Raw genomic sequence first — 20517 nt, 5'->3', positions numbered from 1 at the left:
GCGTCGATGGTCAGAACGCCTGCCCCAGGCTTACATATACGGCGATGCGGCTGTCACCCGGGCGCGGGTTGAGCGGCGTGCCGAGGTCAACGCGGATCGGGCCGAAATTTGTCGCGTAACGCACGCCAATCCCTGCGCCGAAGCGCATTTCACCGAGATCGGAGAAGCTCGGCAGCGCGGTCGGATACACATTGCCCGCGTCGATGAACGGCACGATCGAGAAATTGCCGAACGCCCGGATACGCGCCTCGGCAGCGACCTCGATCAGGCTCGTACCACCAATCGGGCGGCCGTTGGGCGCAAGCGGGCCAATCCGCTGATACCCATATCCGCGCACCGAACCGCCGCCACCCGCATAGAGCCGTCGCGACGGCGCAATATCGTCGCGCGATGCACCGACGATGCCCGCCACGCGCGCGCGCCCGGCGAGGACAATCCGATCATTGATCGGCCGGTAATAGGTGCCGTCGAGCTGTCCCCGGACGTAGCCGAACGTTCCCTGAAGAAAGCTGATTTCCGGCGCCAGACGCGCGGTGAGGCGGAAGCCGCGCGTGGGGTCGAGCAGGCTGTTCGACCGATCGTAGCTGACCAACCCGAACGCCCCGGCGATGACATAACGCCGCTTTGCTTCGCCATTGAGCGCAGGCACAAACGCCAGTTCGTCGGTGCCGAGCACTTCCGCGCCGACGGCCCAGGACCAGATCTTCTGGTAGATCAGCGTCGATGGACGCTCGATGCGGCCGGACAGGTGGATTGTCTGCGCGGTGAAGGCGTCGCTTTCGATGTTGCTAACCAGCGCCTGCGCGGTGAGCACACGATCGCGTTCGCGCCAATTGTTGCGGCGGAAGGTGACGCTGGCGAGCTGTTCGCGCGTACCGATGATGCCGCGCAGGATCAGCGCGCCTTCCGGCGGGAACAGGTTGCGATGCTCCCAGCTCGCTTCGGCCCGCAACCCCTGACCCGTGGAGTAGCCCAGCAGCCCCGCGAGCGTGCGCTGCGGCCCCGGCGTGATGCCGACGTTGAGATTGACGGTCTCGCCATCGATCGCCGCTCGCGGCGCAATCTCGACCGAGCTGACCAGCCCGGTCGCGATCAGCGCGCGCCGCAAATCTTCGACACTCGAGGCCCGATACCATTCGCCGGGCGAGAAGCGCGCGATCTGTTGCAGGTGACGCGAACCCAGCAGACCCCCGTCGTCGGCGATGATTTCGCCAAAACGCAGACGCGCGCCCGGCGTGACGGGTTGGTTGAGCGTTCCGTCGAACGTCTCGTGATCGACGACCACTGTCTCCTCGCCGATCTCGGCGAAAGGATAACCCGTCTCGCGCATCTCGTAGCGCAGGTTCTTCTGGCTGCCGATCAGGATGTCGGCATCAATCGGGTCGCCGACCGCAATCGGATCGCCGATCGGATTGCCGAACGCCGGCCGAAGCCGTGAGCTTTCCGCTTCGCCGGCGGCGTCGAGGCCGGCCACGGTCACTTCGCGATAGATATATTGCCGGCCCGCCTCACTGTTCAGCACAATCTGCCAGCGATCACCGGAGCGGCGGACCTCCGCGGCAACCTCGGCATCATAATATCCGGCGTTGCGTAACAATTGCGTGGCGAGTTCGATGTCTTCTCGCAGTCGGCGGTTGATCTGCGCGCCGTTCGCGCTGTCGCCGTCCGCCGCGCGCAACGCGGACAATTCGTCGAACCGCTCCTCCAGCCAATCCTCCTCAGGCAGGTCGGCGAAGCCCTGCACGGCGACCGAATAACGCCGCGTCTCGCCGATGGGCGCGACCGCGGTCTGCGTTTCGTCGGCGTCGAGAGTTGGCGCATCCGACGGCGGCGCGAGCTTCACCGCTGGCGGGATTGGCACCACCTCTCCCGCCTCGGCGGCGCGGCTCCCGTCGACCGGCGGAGGAAGCTGCGCAACCAGCGGGTCCTCGGCGCTGCCCGGCAGATTGGACACGGCCCCTTCGTTCGCGAGCTGCGGCGGCGTAAGCGGCTGCAGCGGCGGGATCGGAGCTGCGGGATCGGGCCATGCCACCTCCGGCAGCCCTGGCACGGCCGGGAGTTCCGCGAGCGGCGCGTTCGGGTCGAGATCGCCGAACGGATCGTCTCCGATCGGGGCCAACGGCGGGAGCGGGGCGTCCGGGTCGATCGGCGGCGGCGCCTCAGCTTGCGGCGAGCTCGCGCTGGTCTGCGCACTCGCGCTGGCGCCGGTCAGTGCGCACCCGACCGCGACCGAACCGAGCAGCGCGCGAAGGGCAACGCTCGGCAATGCAGGGTGACGCAGGCGGCGGACGGTGCCGAGGGATTGCAACTCGTTCAAAACACCACGCTCTTGGCGCCGCAGCGCGCCTGCTTCGCGACGGTTCGCGATCAAACGATGGGCACCGTCGCGAAAAATGCCCTGCCGATCAACCCCGCGCGGCATTTAGTTCGCGTGAAGGTCGTTCAATCTGGCAGCCAACAGCGACTGGAGGGCGGGAGCGCCTGCGGCGACCTCAGCTTGGGGGCATGCGATCTGCACCGCCCGTTCGTGCAATCGGAGCGACGCGGAAACCATCGTTCGGACCGGACCGGGCAGACGTTGGAGCGTGTCTTCGTCGGCCGTCGCTACCGCCTCCGGCACGCTGTCGTGCGGCTCGCTCATCTGCTCCATCGTCCACGCGATCACATGCATCAGGCGGCTGGTCAGGCGGAGGGATTCGCAGGACAGCAGGACACCCAGTTCGCGATCACTCTGCCCCGCCCACCCATCGAACACATGCGGAACTCCGTCCGTCCGCGGCGACGCCGCGGACGTGAACCAGTCGCGCACGGATTGGGCGAGGTCCAAAGCCTCGTGATGAAGGCTTTCCACCATTGCCGACCGCAGCGATGGGTCCATCATGCGATGATGTCCGGAACCAACTGATCCTCGATCCACGCGATCTCGTCGCGCAGCAGGAGCTTGCGCTTCTTGAGGCGCGCGATCGCGAGCATGTCGGGGTTGGCCTGACCGGAAATCGCCGCAACCGCCGTGTCGAGATCGCGATGTTCGCTCCGCAGTCGCTCCAGGCGGCGTTCGAGTTCGTCGGCGGTCATGCGGCGGCACCCTATCGTCGCCCCGCCGTCGGGCAAGCGTCACCGTCTGGCGACCGCGCATGGCGGCTGGTCGCACCGCCACCGAAAACAAGGGAGACATCGCCAGCGATCCGTGTTTCATTTCCGTGACGGCCGTGAACGCGACTCGATGGAGCCCAGTCGCTCCCGAGCGCGGTGCACGATCCGGCCGCTTCGACTGTCGGAGCGGATCGCCAGCAAGGAGACGCCTTCGATGAGCATGTCCGCGGCCCAGAATTCTCACCTCAGCGCGCTCAAGTCGCGCCATGCCGAGGTGGACGCCGAACTGTCCGCCGAGGCAGCCCGGCCGCGACCGGACGAACGGCTTATCGCGCGGCTGAAGAAGATGAAGTTGCAGCTCAAGGATCAGATTTCCCGCCGCTGATGATCTTTCGGGCCCGCTCGGTCGCCGGGTGAACCCGGTTACGGCGCGGGCCTTTACTCTCCCTTCAGCATGTTGCGGCTAATGGTCGCGGGATGCATATTAGCCGTTTTCCGGATGTCGACAGTGACCGGGCGGACGCCCTTGAATCGGTGCCCTTCGACCTGCTGCGCGCATTGGTCGCCGAGCAGCGCCGTGCCACCCCCACGGTGCTTGCGCTCGCGCGCAGGGCGGCGGGTCTCCACCCGCCCCGGGCCCGGCTGACGATGGGGCGCGACGTCCGCAGCGGCTCGTTCCTCCCGCCGAAGTCGGCAACCGTCACGGGAACCAGCTGTCAGGCTGAAGCCACCGTTAACTATCGCGCTTCAACCCCGGTTGATGCGCCCGCCGCTACGACCGACGTCGACCCAGCGCTCCACGAGGATGCTGCGACACGTTTGCCGAGGACATTATGAAACACGACTCGTCCATCCGCCCCGAACATGTCATCGGACCGCTCGGCGAACCGCTCACGCTTGAAACCCTGCCGCCGCCTGAGACGCGCCGCTGGGTCGTTCGACGCAAGGCAGAGGTGGTGGCGGCGGTGAACGGCGGTCTCCTCACCGTCGACGAAGCATGCGCGCGCTATTCGCTGACGCTTGAGGAATTCGCCGGCTGGCAGCGCGCGATCGATCGTGCCGGCATGCCCGGGCTGCGGGTAACGCGCATCCGGCAGTATCGCGATCTTTACGATCGCATGCAGCGGTACTGACCAGCGATCCACGAACAAAAGCTCATCCCCGCAGCTCGTATCAAATCGTTGCACTTGCGACTGGCGGAACCGTTTCGGCGACGATACGTTTTTCCGGCAACTTCCACAGGATGTGGATGGTGCAATCCGGCCCGGTGAAATAGGGGGTCGCAAGGAGGGTTAGCATGAACTTCATTATTTGGCTCATTGTCGGCGGGATCATTGGCTGGCTCGCGAGCATCGTGATGCGTACCGACGCGCAGCAGGGCATCTTCCTCAACATCATCGTCGGCATCGTCGGAGCGTTCGTTGGTGGCTACCTGATCAGCCCGTTGATCGGCGGCAACTCGATCAACAACAACGCCTTTGACATTATGTCGCTGATCAGCGCTTTTATCGGCGCCCTGATCCTGCTGGCGATCGTGAACCTCGTCCGTCGCGGGTCGGTGCGTTAATTCACCACCAGTCTGACAGACAGGATAGAGAAAGGGCGATCGGGAACCGATCGCCCTTTCTGCATTGCCGGCTTGCGGGTGGTGATTTAGGGCTATAATACACGCCGACCAAGTTGGTCTCCCTGCTTCCACAAGGTTCTGTCCGGGCATGAACTACGAACCGAGCGCGATCAGCGCCGAGCCGCTCTCCACCGAAACGCCGGGCATCACCAACGCCGACAACCCGGCTGCGGTGGCGCGACGCCGGCGCAGCATCAAGCGAGCGGGGATCGGTGCCGCAGTGGCCGCCGCGCTCGTCGCGGGCTATTTCGTGTTCGCCAAGCCCGCCGAGCGGACGGAAACGAGCAGCACAACGACAACGACCGTTTCAAAAGCCGGCGGTGATGCCGGAAAGGGACGGCAGACAGCGCCGCGCGTAACCGTCATCGTGCCTGGCCGGACACAGGTCGCACGCATCGTGTCCGCCACCGGCTCGCTCGCGGCCCGACGTGAGATGCCGGTTGGCGTCGCCGGTGAAGGCGGTCAGGTCACGCGTGTCTGGGTGGAACCCGGCCAGTGGGTGCGCGCCGGCCAGGTGCTCGCCACCGTCGACCGGCAGGTGCAGACCCAGCAGCTCGCGCAGTTGCGGGCGCAGATTGCTGTGGCACAGGCCGACGCAAATCTCGCTCAGTCAGAACTCGCCCGCGCGTCGCAGCTCGTTGCACGCGGGTTCGTCTCGCGCGCCGACATCGAACGTCGGACCGCACAGCGCGACGCTGCAGCGGCGCGAGTCAATGTCGTGCGGGCGCAGCTCGCCGAAGCCCAGGCGCGCACCGGTCGTCTCGACATTCGCGCGCCCGACAACGGCCTGGTCCTGTCGCGCTCGGTCGAACCGGGGCAGGTCGTCAGCCCCGGTAGCGGCGTCCTGTTCCGGATCGCGCGCGGCGGAGAGATGGAAATGCGCGCGCAGGTCAGCGAAGGCGACCTTGCCGCCATCTCGACCGGTGTCCGCGCCGAAATCACGCCGGTCGGCAGCGATCGCAGCTTCAACGGCCAGGTCTGGCAAATCGCGCCGATCATCGACCCGGCGACGCGGCAGGGGACGGCACGAATTGCCGTCCCCTACGCAGCCGGATTGCGACCGGGTGGCTTTGCGGAGGCGCGTATCATGGCCGGCGGGGCCAACGCGCCGCTCCTTCCGCAATCGGCGGTGCAATCGGATGACGACGGAAGCTACGTTTACATCGTCGGCGCCAACAACAAGGTCGAGCGCCGCAACGTGCAGATCGGCACCGTTACCGACAATGGGGTCGCAATTGCCGCAGGCCTCGATGGCACCGAAGCGATCGTCCAGTCCGCCGCGCCCTTCCTGACTGTCGGCCAGACGGTCGTGCCGGTGCGGGAAGCCGCGGCGGCGCCGTCATCACCGCAGAGCCCGTCGACGCCCGCCCCATCCGCGGCAGCGGCACCTGCGCAGCGCAAGCGATAAAGGTCAGCTCGACCGATGGACTTCCGCAATATTTCCGCATGGTCGATCCGGAACCCGGTTCCGCCGATCGTGCTGTTCTTGGCGCTGACGATCGCCGGGCTGGTCAGTTTCAACAAGCTCGAGGTGCAGGGGCAGCCCGACGTCGATTTTCCGGTGGCGATCGTCCAGATCAGCCAGCCGGGCGCAGCGCCGTCTGAGCTGGAGAATCAGGTGACGCGGCGCGTCGAAAGCGCGCTACGGTCCATCCCGGGTGTTGACGAGCTGAACTCGACCATCAGCGAAGGCAATTCGATGACGATGGTCCAAATGGACATCGGCACGCCGATCGACCGCACCGTCAACGACATTCGCGACGCCATCCAGCAAATCCGCGGCGACCTTCCCGAAGGCATCCTCGAGCCGAATATCTCGCGCCAGAATACCAGCGGTAACGACCTCGGATCCTTTGCGGTCGTATCGACGTCGATGACGCTCGAGCAGCTGAGCTGGTATGTCGACAACGTCGTGTCGCGTGAATTGCTGGCGGTTCCCGGCATGGCTGCGGTCGAGCGCAACGGCGGCGTCGATCGTGAGATTCGCGTCGACCTGGACGCGGCGAAGCTCGCCAGCCTCGGCATCACGGCCGCGCAAGTCAATCAGCAGCTGCGCCAGGTGAACCTCGATGCGGCCGGCGGACGGGCGGAGATTGCCAACAGCGAACAGTCGGTCCGCGTCATCGGCAATGCCCGCAACGCCTATGATTTGAGCCAGACGCAGATCGCGGTCGGCGGCGGCCGGACAGTCAAGCTCGCCGACATTGCGAACGTGCGCGATGGCTACGGCGAACAGCGCCGCTACGGGACTTTCAACGGGCAGCAGGTCCTCTCGATCAGCTTCCAGCGCGCCAAGGGCGAAAGCGACGTCACCGTATTCGACGCCGCGAGCGAGGCGCTTCGCAAGCTTGAGGAGCGCAACCCGGAGGTCCATTTCGAACCGTTGCAGAACAACGTCGATCCGGTCCGGGCGGAATATAAAAGCTCGATGGCCGCGCTCATCGAAGGCGCTGTCCTCGCGGTGCTGGTGGTGTTCATCTTCCTGCGCGACTGGCGTGCGACGATCATTTCCGCGCTCGCGATCCCTCTGTCGGCGATCCCGGCATTCTGGTTCATGGAGCTGTTCGGTTTCACGCTGAACGGGCTCACCCTGCTTGCGCTTGGCCTCGTCGCGGGCGTGCTCGTCGACGATGCCATCGTCGAGATCGAGAATATCGTCCGCCACATGCGGATGGGCAAAAGCGCCTATCAGGCGTCGATCGACGCCGCCGACGAAATCGGGCTGGCGGTGCTGGCGACGACGTCGGTCATCGTCGCGGTGTTCCTGCCGGTCGGGCTGATGCCCGGGATTTCGGGCGAATTCTTTAAGAACTTCGGCCTGACCGTCGTCGCATCGGTGCTCATGAGCCTCGCGGTTGCGCGGATGGTGACGCCGATGCTCGCGGCCTATTTCCTGAAGGCCAAGGGCCACGCCAGCCACGGCGAAGGCTGGCTGATGGACCAGTATATGAAGGTACTGCGCTGGACCTTGTCGCATCGCCGCTGGGTCGTGGTCGGCGCGGTCGCCTGCCTGGCGCTGACAATCGGCACATTCTTCATCGTGCCTCAGACGTTCCAGCCGGCGCAGGACGCCGATGAAAGCCTCATCCGCGTCGAAATGGCACCTGGCTCGACCCTCGCTCAAAGCACGGCGGCAGTACGTCGCGTCGAGACATTGCTGCGGGGCGAACCCGAGGTCGACGCGCTGTTTAGTCGCATCTGGGTTGGCGGCGGGTCGGTCGTCGCCCGCCTGGACGAGGATCGCACGAAGAAGAGCTTCGAGTTTGAGCGCGAGCTCGCGCCCAAGCTGGCGCAGATCCCCGACGCGCGGGTCAGCGTGCGTTCGCAGTTTGGCGGCTTCACCGGGCGCGAGCTCGACCTCACGCTCGGCGGGGACGATCCTGTATTGCTGCAGGAGACCGCGGAAAAAATCCTCGCCGAGATGGAAGGCGTGCCGGAGCTGGTGGCGCCGCGCATCTCCGGCGACCTTCGCCGACCCGAAATCCTGCTGCGTCCACGGCTCGATCTCGCGGCCAATCTTGGGGTGTCGACGGCGGCGCTCAGCCAGGCGATCCGCATCGCCACGCTCGGCGACATTGATCAGAACAGCGCGCGCTTCTCGCTCTCGGACCGGCAGGTGCCGATCCGCGTCCGCCTAGCCGAAGACGCACGAACCCGGTTGGCGACGATCGAGAATTTGCAGGTTCCGACGACCACCGGCGGGTCGGTCCCGCTCAAACTGGTCGCGGAGATCAGTTACGGTTCCGGCCCGACGCGGATCGAGCGCACCAACATGGCGCGCCGGGTGACGATCGGCACCGACCTCGCCCCCGGGGTGGTCAGTGGTGATGCCTGGAAGCGCATTGATGCCCTCCCCACCATGCGCAATCTGCCTGTCGGCGTTGAAAAGGTGACGCTTGGCATGGCCAAATGGCAGGGTGAGCTGATCCAGAACTTCATCGTCGCCGTGCTGTCGGGGCTGGGCCTCGTGTTCGCGGTGCTGGTGCTGCTGTACCGGCGCCTGATGCCGCCGCTGGTCAACATGTTCTCACTGCTGCTGGCCCCACTGGGCGGCATGCTGGCGCTGATGCTGTTCGACATGCCGATCTCGCTGCCGGTCTATATCGGCATCCTGATGCTGTTAGGCATTGTCGGCAAAAACTCGATCCTGCTGGTGGATTTCGCGCTCGAGGAGATTAGCAAGGGCGTCGACAAATTCACGGCGATCATGGACGCGGGCCATAAACGCGCGCAGCCGATCGTCATGACGACGGTCGCCATGACCGCAGGCATGGTTCCGACTGCGCTCTCACTATCATCGGACGGAGCCTGGCGTCAGCCGATGGGAATCGTCGTCATCGGGGGTTTGCTGGTCTCCACGCTTCTGACCCTGCTGATCGTGCCGGCGTTGTTCAGCCTCGCGATCGGCCTCGAAACGCGGATCGGGCCCAAGCTGCAGCGACGCCTGCTGACCTTCAAGCCGGGCGACGACGCACAGGACCGACTGAACATGGAACGTGAGGGTCAGCGTCTTCAGCCCGCGGAGTAGTTGCGGGGCGGGCCGTCCTGCCGCACAAGCCATCGCATGACCGCCCCCCCGCCCCCCCGTGTGCGCCTCGATGCGGGGGGCGTGGCGCTCGCCATGCCGACGCAAAACGGCGCACACGACATTCGCGCAGTGGCGACGGGCCTGTTGCTGCTCGCTGCCGCGGTATTCATCGGAACCTCATTTTACGAGGATGCCCACCCCGCCGTCGGCTACGTCCGCGCCTTTGCGGAAGCCGCAATGGTCGGGGGCCTCGCCGACTGGTTCGCGGTCACGGCGCTGTTCCGGCATCCGTTCGGGCTGCCGATCCCGCACACCGCCATCGTGCCGCGCAACAAGGACCGCATTGGCGATACGCTCGCCGTGTTCATCAAGCAGAATTTCCTCCTCCCCCGCCTGATCGCGCGCAAGATGCAGCATGTCGATGTGGCCGGGGCGCTCGGCCGCTTCCTCAGCCAGCCGTCGGGCGATGCCGGGCGGATGCGCGGAGGGGCGTCGCGCATGATCGCGGATGCGCTCGCGAGCCTCGATCCGGCGCGGCTGGGCGGCATGCTGAAAGGTGCGGTGGCCGACCGGATTCGCGCGATGGACGTCGCGCCGCTGCTCGGTCAGGCGCTGGCGGCCGCGATGGTCGACGGTCGCCACCGGCCCGTCCTAGACGCCGCGGTCAAGTGGCTCGCCAAGCTGCTCGAGGACAATGAGGCGACCATCCGCCAGGTCGTGCGCGACAACAGCAACACCTGGATCCGCGTCGCCGCGCTCGACACGGTGATCGCCGACCGCATCATCGCCGGCCTGCAAAAGCTGACCGCCGCGATGGCCGAGGACCCCTACCACCCCTTCCGCGGCCAGATCGAAGCGCGGCTCGCCCGGCTCGCCGACGAGCTGCAGCATGACCCAGCGATGCAGGCCCGCGTGGCACAGATCCGCGACGAGATGCTCGCCAATCAGGCGGTCACGCGCTGGCTCGATGGCCTCTGGGAACAGGCGCGGGGGGCGCTGCTCAAGGCTGCGCGCAATCCCGATGCGCTGATGGCCGGGCGGCTGGGCGATGCGCTCAAGGACATTGGCGCGATGCTCACCGACGACCCGCGCATGCGCACGTCGATCAATCGCTTCGCCCGCCGTGCTGCGATCGGCGCGGTGGACAGCTACGGCGAAAATGCGCTGCGCCTGATCAGCGATACGGTCCGCAGTTGGGACGCGAGCACCGTGACAGAGCGGCTGGAGGGCGCGGTTGGCCGCGACCTCCAGTATATCCGCATCAACGGCACGCTCGTCGGCGGCCTCGTCGGCGTGGTGATCCACGCCGTCGACGTGCTGCTTTAAGAGATGGTGATCGTCGCTGCGCGGCGGTTCTGAGCCCAGCTCGCCTCGTCCGACCCGAGCGCGATCGGGCGCTCCTTGCCGTAGCTGACGACCTGCATGCGCGACGCATCGACGCCCAGGCTCGCGAGGTAGTTGCGCGCCGCGGTCGCACGCCGCTCACCCAGCGCGATATTATACTCGCGCGTGCCGCGTTCGTCGCAATGGCCCTCGATGGTCACCCGCGTGCGCGGATATTGCTGCAACCACTGCGCCTGCCGCTGCAACGTCGCGCGATCGGTCTCGTCGAGCGTCGAGCTGTCGAGCTCGAAATAGACGCTGTCCGCCCCGGCCTGCGCGATCAGATCCTGCTGGCTTCCCGGCCCGGTGCGCGGGGCGAGGTAGCCGCCATCGCCCGCGCCACCGCTCAGGACATCGCCGCTCTGGCCGGTCTGGTCGGCGCTCACCGGCGGCGGCAGGTCGGCGGAGGCGACGCGCGTGCGCCCGCACCCCCCGAGCATCAGCGCTGCGCCGACCGTGGTGGCGAGTAGCAGGCGGGTGTGATGGGGCATGGTCTCTCTCCTCAATCAGTTTTGCACTGGGCCCCAGGCCGGGTCTGATGCGTCGAGCTGGGTCGGCACCTGCCGCAGGTTCACCCCGGTCACGTCGACCTGATAGATGCTCGACCGGCCCTCCCGCCCCTGTGAGGTGCGGAAAAACTGGATGACGCGGCCGTTGGGCGACCAGGTCGGCCCTTCGTCCTGCCAGGCGTCGGTGAGCAATCGCTCGCCGCTGCCGTTCGGGGTCATCACCCCGATGCGGAACGCGCCCGCGATGCGGGTAAAGGCGATGAGGTCACCGCGCGGACTCCATTCCGGCGTCGCATAGCGCCCGCTGCCAAAGCTGATGCGCTGCTGGTTAGAACCATCGGCGTTCATGACGTACAGCTGCTGCCCGCCCGAACGGTCGCTTTCGAACACGATGCGGCGGCCGTCGGGGGAGAAGCTGCCGCCGACGTCGATTGCGGGCGAGTTGGTCAGCCGCTGCGGCGCGCCCCCGTCGGCACTGACGCGATAGATGTCGGTGTTGCCCGCTACCGCCATCGAAAACAGCAGGCTGCGCCCGTCCGGCGACCAGCGCGGCGCAAAGGTCGGGTTGCGGCTTTCGAACACCGCGCGCTGGCGCCCAGTGCCCACATCATAGACAAACACCCGCGCCATCGCGCCGAGATAGCTGACATAGGCAATGCGGCTGTAGTCGGGCGAATAGCGCGGGGTCAGCGCGATCGACTGGCCATTGGTCAAGAAACGGTGGTTCGCCCCATCCGAATCCATGATCGCGAGGCGTTTGACGCGGCGATCCTTGGGCCCGCTTTCGGCGATATAGGCGATGCGGCTGTCGAAGAACGGCGACTCTCCCGACAGGCGGGAGTAGATTGCGTCGGCGCAGCGGTGCGCGGCGCGGCGCCAGTCGCGCGGCTGCACGACATAGCCCTGCCGGACGAGTTCGGCGCCGAGCGCGAGATCGTAGAGGTAGCAGCCGACGGTCATGTTGCCCGCGCTGTCCTGCTGAACGAAGCCGTGGACCAGGCTCTCCGCCCCGCTCGGGCGCCACTGGTCGAAGCGCGGTGCGGTCACTTCGCCGCGCAATACGGCGGGCAGCCCCGACGGCCCGCGCGGAGCATAGAGCCCCGACCGTTCGAGGTCCGCGGCGACGACGCCGGCGACCGCTGCACCGCTGATCTCACCGCCCTCCCCGCCGCGGGCGCCGCCTGCGAACGCTGGAATAAGGATGGCGGTGCGCTCGGCGGTCTGCGTGGTCCCACGCACCGTTTCGCGCGGCGCGGGCTGCTGCGTCGCCTCCGCCGGCGGCGGAGCCACCTCCGTCTGCTGGGCCGAGACAGCCGTCCCGATCAGCGCGGCAATCACGGCGAAAGAGCCCTGTAAGCGCATCAATTCCCTCATTTCTCGAAGTCGAGCGTATAGGTTTGCCAGTAGCTGTAATGCTCGCGCGGAAGGTTGAACGGTGCCGCGAGCGCGATAGCCCGCCGCGCGCACTCCTCGAACCGCGCGACTTGCGGGCGGTTGCTGTCGTTCACGCCGCGCGTGGTGACGCTGACCACCCGGTCGAGCGCGCCGCTCTCGGTCAGTCGAAACACCACCGCCGTGCGCAGCCGATCGACATCGACCCCCGACACGCGGCAGGCGTCCCACGGCCGCGCGACCTCGGCATTGATGCTGGTCGAGATGGCCCGGCGCACCGTCGCCGCGGTCGCCTGTGCCGGGGTGCCGCTCGCTGCGCGGGGGGCCGGCGTTGCGCGCACCGAACGCGCGATGTCGCCGAGCGGGTCGCCCACCGGTCGGGGGGTTGCGCGCGGCGAGGCAGGCGCGCGGGATGCCGACGATGCGGTCGATCGCGCGCTGCTGTTCGCGGTCGGGGCCGCACGGGGAGCCGATCGCGCGGTCGGCGCAGGCGCGGGTCGGGTCGGCGCCTTTGCCACGGGCCGCGGGCTCGGCGTCGGCGCGGGGCTCCGGTTAGGCCGAGGGGCGGGTTGCGGCGCCGCCTTTTTGGCGACCGGGGGGGCCGGTTGAGGGCGCGGCGTCGGCGCAGGCTGTGCCCGCGGCGCTGGAGCAGGCCTTGGACGGGGGGTCGGCGCTGGCGTGGGAGCTTTCGCCTCGGGCCGCGGGGGCGTCGGGCGTTGCGGCGCCGGCCGGGGCGGCACCGGCCGCTTCTTCGGTTCAGCGGGAGCCTCGGCAGGCGGCGGCGGCGTTGACGGCTTCGGTGCGGGCGGCGGCGGTGCAGGCGTCGGCGCTTCGACCGGCAGCTCGTCCGGCGGCGTCGTCACCGGCTCGCCATCGGGCGAACCCTGGCTCAGGGGAGCGGCGGGGCTCGGGTCGGGCGCGGTCGAAACGGGCGCCGCCTCAGCGACGATCTCGACCGCGATCGGCGCATTTTCGAGCTTGCGCGGCGGCTGGTCGCGCCAGCTCGTCGACAGCAGCACGGCAATCCCGGCATGCGCAGCGATCACCGCCGCCCACACCGGCCATTCGCGACGTACGCGGCTGCCTCGCTCCCCCGCCATGGCCAGCCGCTACGGCGTGGCCGCTGAACGCGTGGTGACCAGCGCGACGCGCGTCAGTCCCGCGCGGTTTATGTCACCCATCACCGCCATGACCCGCTCGTAAGGAAGGCCTTTGTCGGCGCGCAGCGTTACCGCCGGTGTTCGCCCGCTCTCCGCCGTTTCGACCCGCGCTGCCAGCGCGATCGCGAGGTTGCCGGGGTCGGTCGGCATCTCATCGACGAACAACACCCCGTTGGCATCCAGGGCGATGTCGATCGGTCGTTCCTCGGGCTGCGACAGGGGGCGCGCGTTGCTGTCGGGCAGATCCACCGGCACCCCCGCTGTCAGCAGCGGCGCGGTGACCATGAAGATGATCAGCAGCACCAGCATGACGTCCACGAACGGCGTGACGTTGATCTCCGCCATCGGCGCGCGGCGACTGGCGCGACCGCGGCGCCCGCGCCCGGCCGATCCGGCGCCGTGGAGCCCCATCGCCATCAGCTGCGCTCGAGCTCGCGGCTCATCATCGCGTGAAACCCGTCGACGAAGCGTCCGAGCCGGCTCTCGATCCGCCCGAGCGCGTGCAGGAACCGATTGTAGGCGATGACTGCCGGGATCGCCGCGAACAGGCCGATGGCGGTCGCAAACAACGCTTCGGCGATGCCCGGCGCGACAACCGCGAGGCTCGACTCCTTGGCTCCGGCGATCGCGGCGAAGCTGCGCATGATCCCCCATACTGTGCCGAACAGGCCGACGAACGGCGCTACCGACCCGACCGTCGCGAGCAGGTTCAACCGCTCGCCAAGCTGGTCGACTTCGTGCGCGGTCGCGCTGTCGAGCGCGCCAAGCAGCCGTTCGCGCACGCCCGCGCGGTCCACCACCCCGCGCGCGGTCGAGCGTTTCCACTCCGCCAGCCCCGCCTGCAGGACCCGCGCCGCCGCAACGTCACGCCCGCCCGCCTCCTTGGCAAAGCCTTCGACGTCGCTCGCCTTCCAGAAATCGCGTTCGAACCGCTCGGTCTCGCGCCGGGCGCGCCGCAGTTGCCAGCCGCTGACGAGGATTACCACCCACACCGCCACCGACGCGAGCAACAACCCGATCATCACCGCTCTGACGACGATGTCGGCCTGCAAGAACAGCGCTATCGGCGACAGGCTCGCCGCATCGAGTGCAAGACTGGGCTGGGTCATGTTTCCTCGTCAGCAATGACTGTGCGAAAGGCGTCGGCCCATCCGGGCGGCATCCGCCGTGCGCGACCGGTGGGGGAGGCAAAGGCCGCCGTCACCCGCGCGTCGATCAGCCGTGTGCGGTCGCGGACGATGCGCTGTTCGATCTCGACGCTGGCCCCACGCACCCGGCGCGTGCGGCTTTCCACAATGATCGCGTCACCGAGGCGCGCTGGCGACAGAAAGCGCATGGCGATGTCGGTCACCACCCAGGCGCCGTCACCCGCTTCATAGGCCGCGCGCTGATCGATGCCGACACGCTCGAGCATGTCCGACCGCGCGCGTTCCATGAAGCGGAGATAGTTGGCGTGGTAGACGACGCCCGAGAGGTCCGTGTCCTCGAAATAGACGCGCACCGGGAAGCGGTGAAGGCTGCCGTCGAACCGGCCCGCAGGGGGAGCGGGATTAACCATCGCGCGCGGCTCTAGCCGGGGAGAGGCGCAAGGGGAATCCCCCAACGCCACTCTCCGGCCAGATCGCGTGCGTCAGTCCCAGAACAGCTCGCCGCGCCCGCGCGCCTTGCGGGCGCGATACAGGTCGAGCCACATCTTGAACCCGCTGATCACGAAGAACATCAGCACCGCCGCCAACAGCAGGCCAAAGATATGCCCCGGCAGCCCGAGGATGCCGCCCGTGTGAACCTGCTTGGCAAGGCGGGTCGCGCTGAAGCCCTCGGGCCGGGGCCGCGCCCCCGGGGCGAGACCGGGGCTCACCGTTCCCGCTGACAGGTCGACGCGCTGCCAGTCGGTCTGTCCGACACGCCGCAGCAGGACCTCCGGGCCGCGCTCGCCACCCTTGAGCAGCGCCTCCGCCACATCGCCGCCGCCAGCGAGCGCAGCCGCGCGCGCGATCGCAGCGCCCGGATCGGCAATCGCGACCTGGGATAACGCCGCGGGTTCCTCCCGTTCTGTCGCTTCCTCGATTTCGTGAAACTGAAGGACGGTGCCGCTGATCGCCATGACCAACAAAAACAGGCCGGCCACCAGGCCAAACCAGCGATGCCACTTGCGCATGAAAACTCCTCTCGTCGCTAATGCGCTAAGCGTTCGCAGCGGCGTCGAGAAGCGCCGTGGGCCTTCATGAGCAGCCCTCGACCCATTGCACTTCGTCCCAGCGACCGACGCGATATCGCTCTACGCGGCCGTTCGCGTCGGTTTCGAAGACGAGTCCATCGGTGCCCTCGGGACCGAGAACCTTAAGATACTTGGCGTTCTCGACGTAAGTATGGGGTTCGACGGTCAGGTTGGGATAGGCTGCGCGCACTTCGGCTTCGGTCGAGCCGACACGGATCCCTCGGTCGGTGGCGACGTCGCGACGGTCGATGTCGACGCGGACAATGCGATCCCCCGCCCCGAGCATGGCCCACACGCCTTCGCGACGCGGGTCGTTGATATACCGGCAGACGCTGCCGTCCATCGCCTCGTCGACCTTGAGTGCCGGGATGGCGCGCCGGACATCGTCGAGCTTCGCACCGAGGGTGAAATCGCCGATCCCGTCGGCCGTCAGGCGTTCGAACGGGCGTGGTCCGGCGGGCGGCGCGCTCACGGGCGTCGGGGGCGGCGGCGCCGGCGGCAAAGTCCCGCCAACCTCACGTCCGGCGTCGCCTTCGGTTCGCTGTACTGTCGTCGTAGTGGTCGACGTCTCCGCCGAGCGATCACAGCTTGCGAGCACGAGGGCGGGCAACGTCAGCGCCAAGGGCAGGATCGATCGCATCATCATTCTCCACATTGCGCGCGGTGGCGCAGGCGATGGTCGGCGAGGACGAGCGCGAGCATCGCCTCGACCACGGGCACGCCGCGAATGCCGACGCTAGGGTCGTGGCGCCCGGTGGTGCGTACCTCGGCGGCCGCGCCGTCGCGGGTTATGCTGGGCATGGAGGTGAGGATCGAGCTGGTCGGTTTGAACGCGACCCGCACGCGGATCGGCTGGCCAGTGGAGATGCCCCCCGCGATCCCGCCCGCATGGTTGCTGTCGAATGTCGGCGCGCCGTCGGCGCCGGGGCGCATCGCGTCGGCATTGTCCTCGCCGGTGAGGCGCGCGGCGGCGAACCCGTCGCCGATCTCCACCCCCTTGACCGCGTTGATGCCCATCATCGCGTGCGCAATCTCGGCGTCGAGCTTGGCATAGATCGGCGCGCCCCAGCCGGCGGGCACTCCGCGCGCCTCGACCTCGACCACCGCGCCGAGCGAGGAGCCTGCGCACCGCGCGGCATCGACCTGCTCGGCCCAGCGCGCCGCGGCTGCGGCGTCGGGGCACCAGAAGGGGTTGCGCTCGATCTCGTCTGCGTCGAACGTCGCCGGATCGATTGCGTCGCCGCCGATCTCCGCGACCCAGCCGGTGATCGTCACGCCGGGAAGCAATTTCCGCGCGATCGCGCCCGCGGCGACGCGCATCGCCGTCTCGCGCGCGCTCGACCGCCCGCCGCCGCGATGGTCGCGATGGCCGTATTTCGCGTCATAGGCGTAGTCGGCATGTCCGGGCCGGTAGGCGCCCGCGATCGCGTCATAATCCTTCGAGCGCTGGTCGACATTGTCGATCACCAGGCTGATCGGCGTACCGGTGGTGCGCCCCTCGAACACTCCCGACAAGATGCGCACCGCGTCAGGCTCCTGCCGCTGCGTGGTAAAGCGCGAGCTGCCCGGTCGCCGCCGGTCGAGCCACGGCTGAATGTCCGCCTCGCCCAGCGCGACCCCCGGCGGACACCCGTCCACCACCGCGCCGATTGCCGCCCCGTGGCTCTCGCCCCAGGTGGTGACGCGGAAGAGGTGCCCGAAGCTGTTGTGGCTCATGCCAGCGCGATGTCCGGTGCGTCCTCCTGCTTCATGCCGACGACGTGATAGCCGTTATCGACGTGGTGCACCTCGCCGGTGACACCGCTCGAGAGGTTGGAAAGGAGGTAAAGCCCGGCGCCACCGACGTCCTCGATCGTCACCGTGCGGCGCATCGGCGCGTTCAGTTCGTTCCATTTGAGGATGTAGCGGAAGTCGCCGATGCCGCTCGCCGCGAGCGTCTTCACCGGGCCGGCGCTGATCGCGTTCACGCGGATGCCGTCGGGGCCGAGGTCGTTGGCGAGGTAGCGCACGCTCGCCTCCAGCGCCGCCTTGGCGACGCCCATGACGTTGTAGTGCGGGATGACTTTCTCCGCGCCATAATAGCTGAGCGTCAGGATCGAGCCGCCTTCGCGCATCATGGCGCTCGCACGTTTGGCGACGGCGACGAGGCTGTAGGCGCTGATGTTCATGGTCATCAAAAAGTTGTCGAGGCTGGTGTCGACATAGCGCCCGCGCAGTTCGTTCTTGTCCGAATAGCCGATGGCGTGGACGACGAAATCGAGCTCACCCCATTGCTCTTTCAGTGCGGCAAAGGTCGCATCGAGCGACGCGGCGTCGCCAGCGTCGCAGTCGAGGAAGATGCTGGCGCCGAGGCTCTCGCCCAGCGGCCGCACGCGCTTTTCGAGCGCTTCCCCCTGATAGGAAAAGGCGAGCTCCGCGCCCTCACGCGCAAGCGCCTGCGCGATCCCCCAGGCGAGGCTGCGATCGTTGGCGAGGCCCATGATCAGCCCGCGCTTGCCCGCCATCAAATCGCTCATGCCGTCGTCTCCGTCGTTTTCGTCTTCCGGGACCGCTCGTCGTGCTGCCCGATCCAGTTCTGCGCTTCCTCCGGCGTCTCCGCCAGCGCGGCGTTGAGTTCGGCGCCGACGACGACGCCCAGACCGATGAGATAAAAGAAGAACAGCGCGACCATCACCCCCGCAAGGCTGCCGTAGGTGCTATCGTAATTGAGGATGCTCGCCAGCAACGGCGGGAGTGCCAGCGTGACCGCCACCCACCACAGCGTGGTGACCAGCGCGCCCGGCCACTTGGGATAGCGGCGCTTGCGATAGGTGGAGGGGGTCAGCGAGTAGAACAGCAGGTAGAGCGACACGAACAACCCCCCCGCCGACAGGCCGTGCGACAGCGCCACGGCACCGAACGCGTCGAGCTCGGGCGGCAGCACGCGCTCCATCAGCTGCTGCACACCGGTCGTCACCACCTGCAGGCTGAACGAAATCAGCAGCAGAAGCACCGCCGCGACGATGATGCCGATCGAATAGAGGCGATAGGCGAAAAAGCTTTTGCGCGCGGTCGTGCCATAGGCTCGGCGCAGGATGTCGCGGATGGTTTCGATGAGGCTGCCGACGGTCCACAGTCCGATCGCCGCGCCAAGCCACAGAAACAGCCCGCTCCGCCCGGCGAGCACGTCGCGCACCGGCTTTTCGAGCGTGTCGGCGACCGAGGGTGGCATCGTGTCGAGCACCACTTGCAGCGCGTGCAGTCCTTCGTTGGTCCGCCCGAACGCGCTCATCAGCGCGGTCGCGGTGATGAAGAAGGGGAACAGCGCGATCAGCGCCATGTAGGCGAGATTGCCGGCGTGAATGAAGCCGTCGAAATAGGCGCCGGTCAGCACGCGTTTGGTGATCTCGAACGGGCGGGTGCCAGGGCGCACGCGGGCGATGACGCGCTTGCGGTGGCGGCGTCGATGCTCCTCCTCCACCCGCCGCGCGGCTTCGCGCCGCGCTTCAGGCGAGTTGGGCGAGCGGCCTCGGGCGGCGAACTCCTCGCACACCTCCGCCTGAACCTCGGCAGTGATGGCTTCGGTGGCAATGACCTCGCGGTCCGTGGCGAGATCCTCGAGCACTTCCGGACTCTCAGGCGCGCTCATGCCGCCCTCCCCCATCCCCGCCCTTCGGCGCGAAGCTCACCCGAGCGCTGCCCGAACGTCGCGGGAGTCGTCCCAGCCCGCGACGAACTCCGCAAGCTTCGCATCGCCCGCCGGGAGGTCGATCTCGAGCGTCACGAGCTGGTCGCCGCGCGCGCCGCCCTTGCGGGTGAAACCCTTGCCCTTCAAGCGCAGCACGCGCCCGGAGGAGGACCCCGCCGGCACCTTCAGCATGACCGCGCCGTCCACCGTTGGCACGCGCACCGATGCACCCTCGACGGCTTCTTTGAGCGTCACGGGAAGGTCGAGGCGGATGTCGTCGCCGTCGCGGCGGAAATGCGCGTGCGGCTCGATCTCGACGGTGATCAGCGCATCGCCCTTGCCGCCGGTCCCCGCCTCACCCTTGCCCGCGAGCCGCATCTGCGTTCCCGTCTCGACCCCTGCCGGAAGTTTCAGGTCGACCGTCGAACCGTCGCCCAGCGTGATGCGCTGCGGGGCGAGCCGAGCCGCGTCGACAAAGCTCACCGCCAGGCGATAAGCGACATTCGCGCCCTTGCGTGGCGGCGCCGCCTGCGCCCGCTGACGGGCGCGCGCCTGACCAAACAGCTCGTCGAAGATGCCGCCGAAGTCGGCCTCTCCCGCATTCCCCGCAAACGGCCCGCCCGCATAGCCGCCGCGGCCTTGCGTCGAATAACGCGCGCCGCCGCCGGGGAAGCCGCCGCCACCGAAGCCCGCGAAGCTTGGGTTGCCGTCCGCGTCGATCTCCCCGCGGTCGAACTTGCCGCGCTTGTCCTTGTCGGAGAGGAGGTCGTAAGCGCCGGTCACCTGCGAAAATCGCTCCGCCGCCTTCGGATTGTCCTTGTTGCGGTCGGGGTGCAGCTGCTTGGCGAGCTTGCGATACGCCTTCTTGATCTCGTCATCGCTCGCGGTGCGGGACACGCCGAGCAGCGTATAGGGGTCGGCAGCCATGCGCGTACAGCTA

General features: G+C 67.7%; 23 protein-coding genes. 7 read left to right on the top strand and 16 right to left on the bottom strand.

Annotated elements, in window-relative coordinates; genetic code table 11:
- Window positions 1–10: 10 nt before the first annotated feature.
- The 3 genes from ACRYJK_RS00905 to ACRYJK_RS00895 form a co-directional block, all read right to left on the bottom strand.
- On the bottom strand, window positions 11–2317 hold the full coding sequence (locus ACRYJK_RS00905; RefSeq protein ID WP_482665715.1) for an autotransporter assembly complex protein TamA: 2307 nt from the start codon (window positions 2315–2317) through the stop codon (window positions 11–13).
- 105 nt (window positions 2318–2422) lie between these two features.
- Window positions 2423–2878, bottom strand: a complete 456-nt coding sequence (locus ACRYJK_RS00900; RefSeq protein WP_482667361.1) for a DUF1465 family protein — start codon at window positions 2876–2878, stop codon at window positions 2423–2425.
- On the bottom strand, window positions 2878–3075 hold the full coding sequence (locus ACRYJK_RS00895) for a YdcH family protein (protein ID WP_482665714.1): 198 nt from the start codon (window positions 3073–3075) through the stop codon (window positions 2878–2880). The genes ACRYJK_RS00900 and ACRYJK_RS00895 overlap by 1 nt, the downstream gene beginning before the upstream one ends.
- A gap of 232 nt (window positions 3076–3307) precedes the next feature.
- On the opposite strand from ACRYJK_RS00895, the gene ACRYJK_RS00890 reads away from it, so the two are divergent.
- The 3 genes from ACRYJK_RS00890 (at window position 3308) to sciP (ending at window position 4226) form a co-directional block, all read left to right on the top strand.
- On the top strand, window positions 3308–3478 hold the full coding sequence (locus tag ACRYJK_RS00890) for a YdcH family protein (RefSeq protein ID WP_482665713.1): 171 nt from the start codon (window positions 3308–3310) through the stop codon (window positions 3476–3478).
- Between the two features lie 92 nt (window positions 3479–3570).
- Window positions 3571–3930 carry a hypothetical protein gene (locus ACRYJK_RS00885; protein ID WP_482665712.1) on the top strand — a complete coding sequence of 120 codons (360 nt, stop codon included), beginning with the start codon at window positions 3571–3573 and terminating at the stop codon, window positions 3928–3930.
- Entirely contained in the window at window positions 3927–4226 is a 300-nt protein-coding gene (gene sciP / locus ACRYJK_RS00880; RefSeq protein WP_482665711.1) for a CtrA inhibitor SciP, read from the top strand. Before ACRYJK_RS00885 ends, sciP begins: the two co-directional genes overlap by 4 nt.
- 40 nt (window positions 4227–4266) lie before the next feature.
- On the opposite strand, the gene ACRYJK_RS00875 is transcribed toward sciP, so the two are convergent.
- The gene (locus ACRYJK_RS00875) at window positions 4267–4392 is read right to left on the bottom strand and encodes a hypothetical protein (RefSeq protein WP_482665710.1); all 126 of its coding nucleotides are present in this window, start codon (window positions 4390–4392) and stop codon (window positions 4267–4269) included.
- On the opposite strand from ACRYJK_RS00875, the gene ACRYJK_RS00870 reads away from it, so the two are divergent.
- The 4 genes from ACRYJK_RS00870 (at window position 4391) to ACRYJK_RS00855 (ending at window position 10574) form a co-directional block, all read left to right on the top strand.
- Window positions 4391–4660 carry a GlsB/YeaQ/YmgE family stress response membrane protein gene (locus ACRYJK_RS00870; RefSeq protein ID WP_482665709.1) on the top strand — a complete coding sequence of 90 codons (270 nt, stop codon included), beginning with the start codon at window positions 4391–4393 and terminating at the stop codon, window positions 4658–4660. The two genes, ACRYJK_RS00875 and ACRYJK_RS00870, sit on opposite strands and share 2 nt — an antisense overlap.
- 148 nt (window positions 4661–4808) lie before the next feature.
- Window positions 4809–6128 carry an efflux RND transporter periplasmic adaptor subunit gene (locus ACRYJK_RS00865; protein WP_482665708.1) on the top strand — a complete coding sequence of 440 codons (1320 nt, stop codon included), beginning with the start codon at window positions 4809–4811 and terminating at the stop codon, window positions 6126–6128.
- A 15-nt stretch (window positions 6129–6143) separates the two neighbouring features.
- On the top strand, window positions 6144–9248 hold the full coding sequence (locus ACRYJK_RS00860) for an efflux RND transporter permease subunit (protein WP_482665707.1): 3105 nt from the start codon (window positions 6144–6146) through the stop codon (window positions 9246–9248).
- Window positions 9249–9341: 93 nt separating this feature from the next.
- Window positions 9342–10574 (top strand): DUF445 domain-containing protein, encoded by a 1233-nt coding sequence (locus ACRYJK_RS00855; RefSeq protein ID WP_482667360.1) that lies wholly within the window; start codon window positions 9342–9344, stop codon window positions 10572–10574.
- On the opposite strand, the gene pal is transcribed toward ACRYJK_RS00855, so the two are convergent.
- The 12 genes from pal to ACRYJK_RS00795 all read right to left on the bottom strand — a co-directional run bounded on the left by pal (window position 10571) and on the right by ACRYJK_RS00795 (window position 20504).
- The gene (pal, locus tag ACRYJK_RS00850) at window positions 10571–11122 is read right to left on the bottom strand and encodes a peptidoglycan-associated lipoprotein Pal (protein WP_482665706.1); all 552 of its coding nucleotides are present in this window, start codon (window positions 11120–11122) and stop codon (window positions 10571–10573) included. The genes ACRYJK_RS00855 and pal overlap by 4 nt on opposite strands.
- 15 nt (window positions 11123–11137) lie before the next feature.
- Window positions 11138–12502: a Tol-Pal system beta propeller repeat protein TolB gene (gene tolB / locus ACRYJK_RS00845; RefSeq protein WP_482665705.1), complete on the bottom strand. Its 1365-nt coding sequence runs from the start codon at window positions 12500–12502 to the stop codon at window positions 11138–11140.
- A gap of 8 nt (window positions 12503–12510) precedes the next feature.
- Window positions 12511–13632: a hypothetical protein gene (locus ACRYJK_RS00840; protein WP_482665704.1), complete on the bottom strand. Its 1122-nt coding sequence runs from the start codon at window positions 13630–13632 to the stop codon at window positions 12511–12513.
- Between the two features lie 9 nt (window positions 13633–13641).
- Window positions 13642–14109 carry a protein TolR gene (gene tolR / locus ACRYJK_RS00835; RefSeq protein ID WP_482665703.1) on the bottom strand — a complete coding sequence of 156 codons (468 nt, stop codon included), beginning with the start codon at window positions 14107–14109 and terminating at the stop codon, window positions 13642–13644.
- Window positions 14109–14801 (bottom strand): protein TolQ, encoded by a 693-nt coding sequence (tolQ, locus tag ACRYJK_RS00830; protein WP_482665702.1) that lies wholly within the window; start codon window positions 14799–14801, stop codon window positions 14109–14111. Before tolQ ends, tolR begins: the two co-directional genes overlap by 1 nt.
- Window positions 14798–15250: a YbgC/FadM family acyl-CoA thioesterase gene (locus tag ACRYJK_RS00825; protein WP_482665701.1), complete on the bottom strand. Its 453-nt coding sequence runs from the start codon at window positions 15248–15250 to the stop codon at window positions 14798–14800. Before ACRYJK_RS00825 ends, tolQ begins: the two co-directional genes overlap by 4 nt.
- A 72-nt stretch (window positions 15251–15322) precedes the next feature.
- Window positions 15323–15850 (bottom strand): PepSY domain-containing protein, encoded by a 528-nt coding sequence (locus ACRYJK_RS00820; protein WP_482665700.1) that lies wholly within the window; start codon window positions 15848–15850, stop codon window positions 15323–15325.
- Window positions 15851–15914: 64 nt separating this feature from the next.
- Window positions 15915–16550, bottom strand: a complete 636-nt coding sequence (locus ACRYJK_RS00815; RefSeq protein ID WP_482665699.1) for a hypothetical protein — start codon at window positions 16548–16550, stop codon at window positions 15915–15917.
- Window positions 16551–16552: 2 nt separating this feature from the next.
- Window positions 16553–17626, bottom strand: coding sequence for a chorismate synthase (aroC, locus tag ACRYJK_RS00810; protein ID WP_482665698.1), 1074 nt, complete (start codon window positions 17624–17626; stop codon window positions 16553–16555).
- Window positions 17623–18426 (bottom strand): enoyl-ACP reductase FabI, encoded by an 804-nt coding sequence (fabI, locus tag ACRYJK_RS00805; RefSeq protein ID WP_482665697.1) that lies wholly within the window; start codon window positions 18424–18426, stop codon window positions 17623–17625. Before fabI ends, aroC begins: the two co-directional genes overlap by 4 nt.
- The gene (locus ACRYJK_RS00800; RefSeq protein ID WP_482665696.1) at window positions 18423–19538 is read right to left on the bottom strand and encodes a YihY/virulence factor BrkB family protein; all 1116 of its coding nucleotides are present in this window, start codon (window positions 19536–19538) and stop codon (window positions 18423–18425) included. The genes fabI and ACRYJK_RS00800 overlap by 4 nt, the downstream gene beginning before the upstream one ends.
- A gap of 36 nt (window positions 19539–19574) precedes the next feature.
- Complete coding sequence (locus ACRYJK_RS00795) at window positions 19575–20504, bottom strand: DnaJ C-terminal domain-containing protein (RefSeq protein WP_482665695.1); 930 nt, start codon at window positions 20502–20504, stop codon at window positions 19575–19577.
- Window positions 20505–20517 lie beyond the last annotated feature (13 nt).

The sequence above is a fragment of the Sphingomonas sp. BLHR8 genome (genome assembly GCF_056821725.1).
The sequence above is the reverse complement of the archived record's forward strand: the minus strand, read 5'-3'. Positions and strand labels throughout refer to the sequence as shown.

Coding starts and splice junctions, on each gene's coding strand:
- aroC (WP_482665698.1), bottom strand. CDS start 17,626: ATGAGCCACAACAGCTTCGGGCACCTCTTCCGCGTCACCACCTGGGGC.
- ACRYJK_RS00795 (WP_482665695.1), bottom strand. CDS start 20,504: ATGGCTGCCGACCCCTATACGCTGCTCGGCGTGTCCCGCACCGCGAGC.
- ACRYJK_RS00815 (WP_482665699.1), bottom strand. CDS start 16,550: ATGCGATCGATCCTGCCCTTGGCGCTGACGTTGCCCGCCCTCGTGCTC.
- ACRYJK_RS00820 (WP_482665700.1), bottom strand. CDS start 15,850: ATGCGCAAGTGGCATCGCTGGTTTGGCCTGGTGGCCGGCCTGTTTTTG.
- ACRYJK_RS00800 (WP_482665696.1), bottom strand. CDS start 19,538: ATGAGCGCGCCTGAGAGTCCGGAAGTGCTCGAGGATCTCGCCACGGAC.
- ACRYJK_RS00895 (WP_482665714.1), bottom strand. CDS start 3,075: ATGACCGCCGACGAACTCGAACGCCGCCTGGAGCGACTGCGGAGCGAA.
- tolR (WP_482665703.1), bottom strand. CDS start 14,109: ATGGCGATGGGGCTCCACGGCGCCGGATCGGCCGGGCGCGGGCGCCGC.
- ACRYJK_RS00875 (WP_482665710.1), bottom strand. CDS start 4,392: ATGCTAACCCTCCTTGCGACCCCCTATTTCACCGGGCCGGATTGCACC.
- ACRYJK_RS00885 (WP_482665712.1), top strand. CDS start 3,571: ATGCATATTAGCCGTTTTCCGGATGTCGACAGTGACCGGGCGGACGCC.
- ACRYJK_RS00900 (WP_482667361.1), bottom strand. CDS start 2,878: ATGGACCCATCGCTGCGGTCGGCAATGGTGGAAAGCCTTCATCACGAG.
- ACRYJK_RS00855 (WP_482667360.1), top strand. CDS start 9,342: ATGCCGACGCAAAACGGCGCACACGACATTCGCGCAGTGGCGACGGGC.
- tolB (WP_482665705.1), bottom strand. CDS start 12,502: ATGCGCTTACAGGGCTCTTTCGCCGTGATTGCCGCGCTGATCGGGACG.
- tolQ (WP_482665702.1), bottom strand. CDS start 14,801: ATGACCCAGCCCAGTCTTGCACTCGATGCGGCGAGCCTGTCGCCGATA.
- pal (WP_482665706.1), bottom strand. CDS start 11,122: ATGCCCCATCACACCCGCCTGCTACTCGCCACCACGGTCGGCGCAGCG.
- ACRYJK_RS00890 (WP_482665713.1), top strand. CDS start 3,308: ATGAGCATGTCCGCGGCCCAGAATTCTCACCTCAGCGCGCTCAAGTCG.
- ACRYJK_RS00860 (WP_482665707.1), top strand. CDS start 6,144: ATGGACTTCCGCAATATTTCCGCATGGTCGATCCGGAACCCGGTTCCG.
- ACRYJK_RS00870 (WP_482665709.1), top strand. CDS start 4,391: ATGAACTTCATTATTTGGCTCATTGTCGGCGGGATCATTGGCTGGCTC.
- ACRYJK_RS00840 (WP_482665704.1), bottom strand. CDS start 13,632: ATGGCGGGGGAGCGAGGCAGCCGCGTACGTCGCGAATGGCCGGTGTGG.
- ACRYJK_RS00825 (WP_482665701.1), bottom strand. CDS start 15,250: ATGGTTAATCCCGCTCCCCCTGCGGGCCGGTTCGACGGCAGCCTTCAC.
- fabI (WP_482665697.1), bottom strand. CDS start 18,426: ATGAGCGATTTGATGGCGGGCAAGCGCGGGCTGATCATGGGCCTCGCC.
- sciP (WP_482665711.1), top strand. CDS start 3,927: ATGAAACACGACTCGTCCATCCGCCCCGAACATGTCATCGGACCGCTC.
- ACRYJK_RS00865 (WP_482665708.1), top strand. CDS start 4,809: ATGAACTACGAACCGAGCGCGATCAGCGCCGAGCCGCTCTCCACCGAA.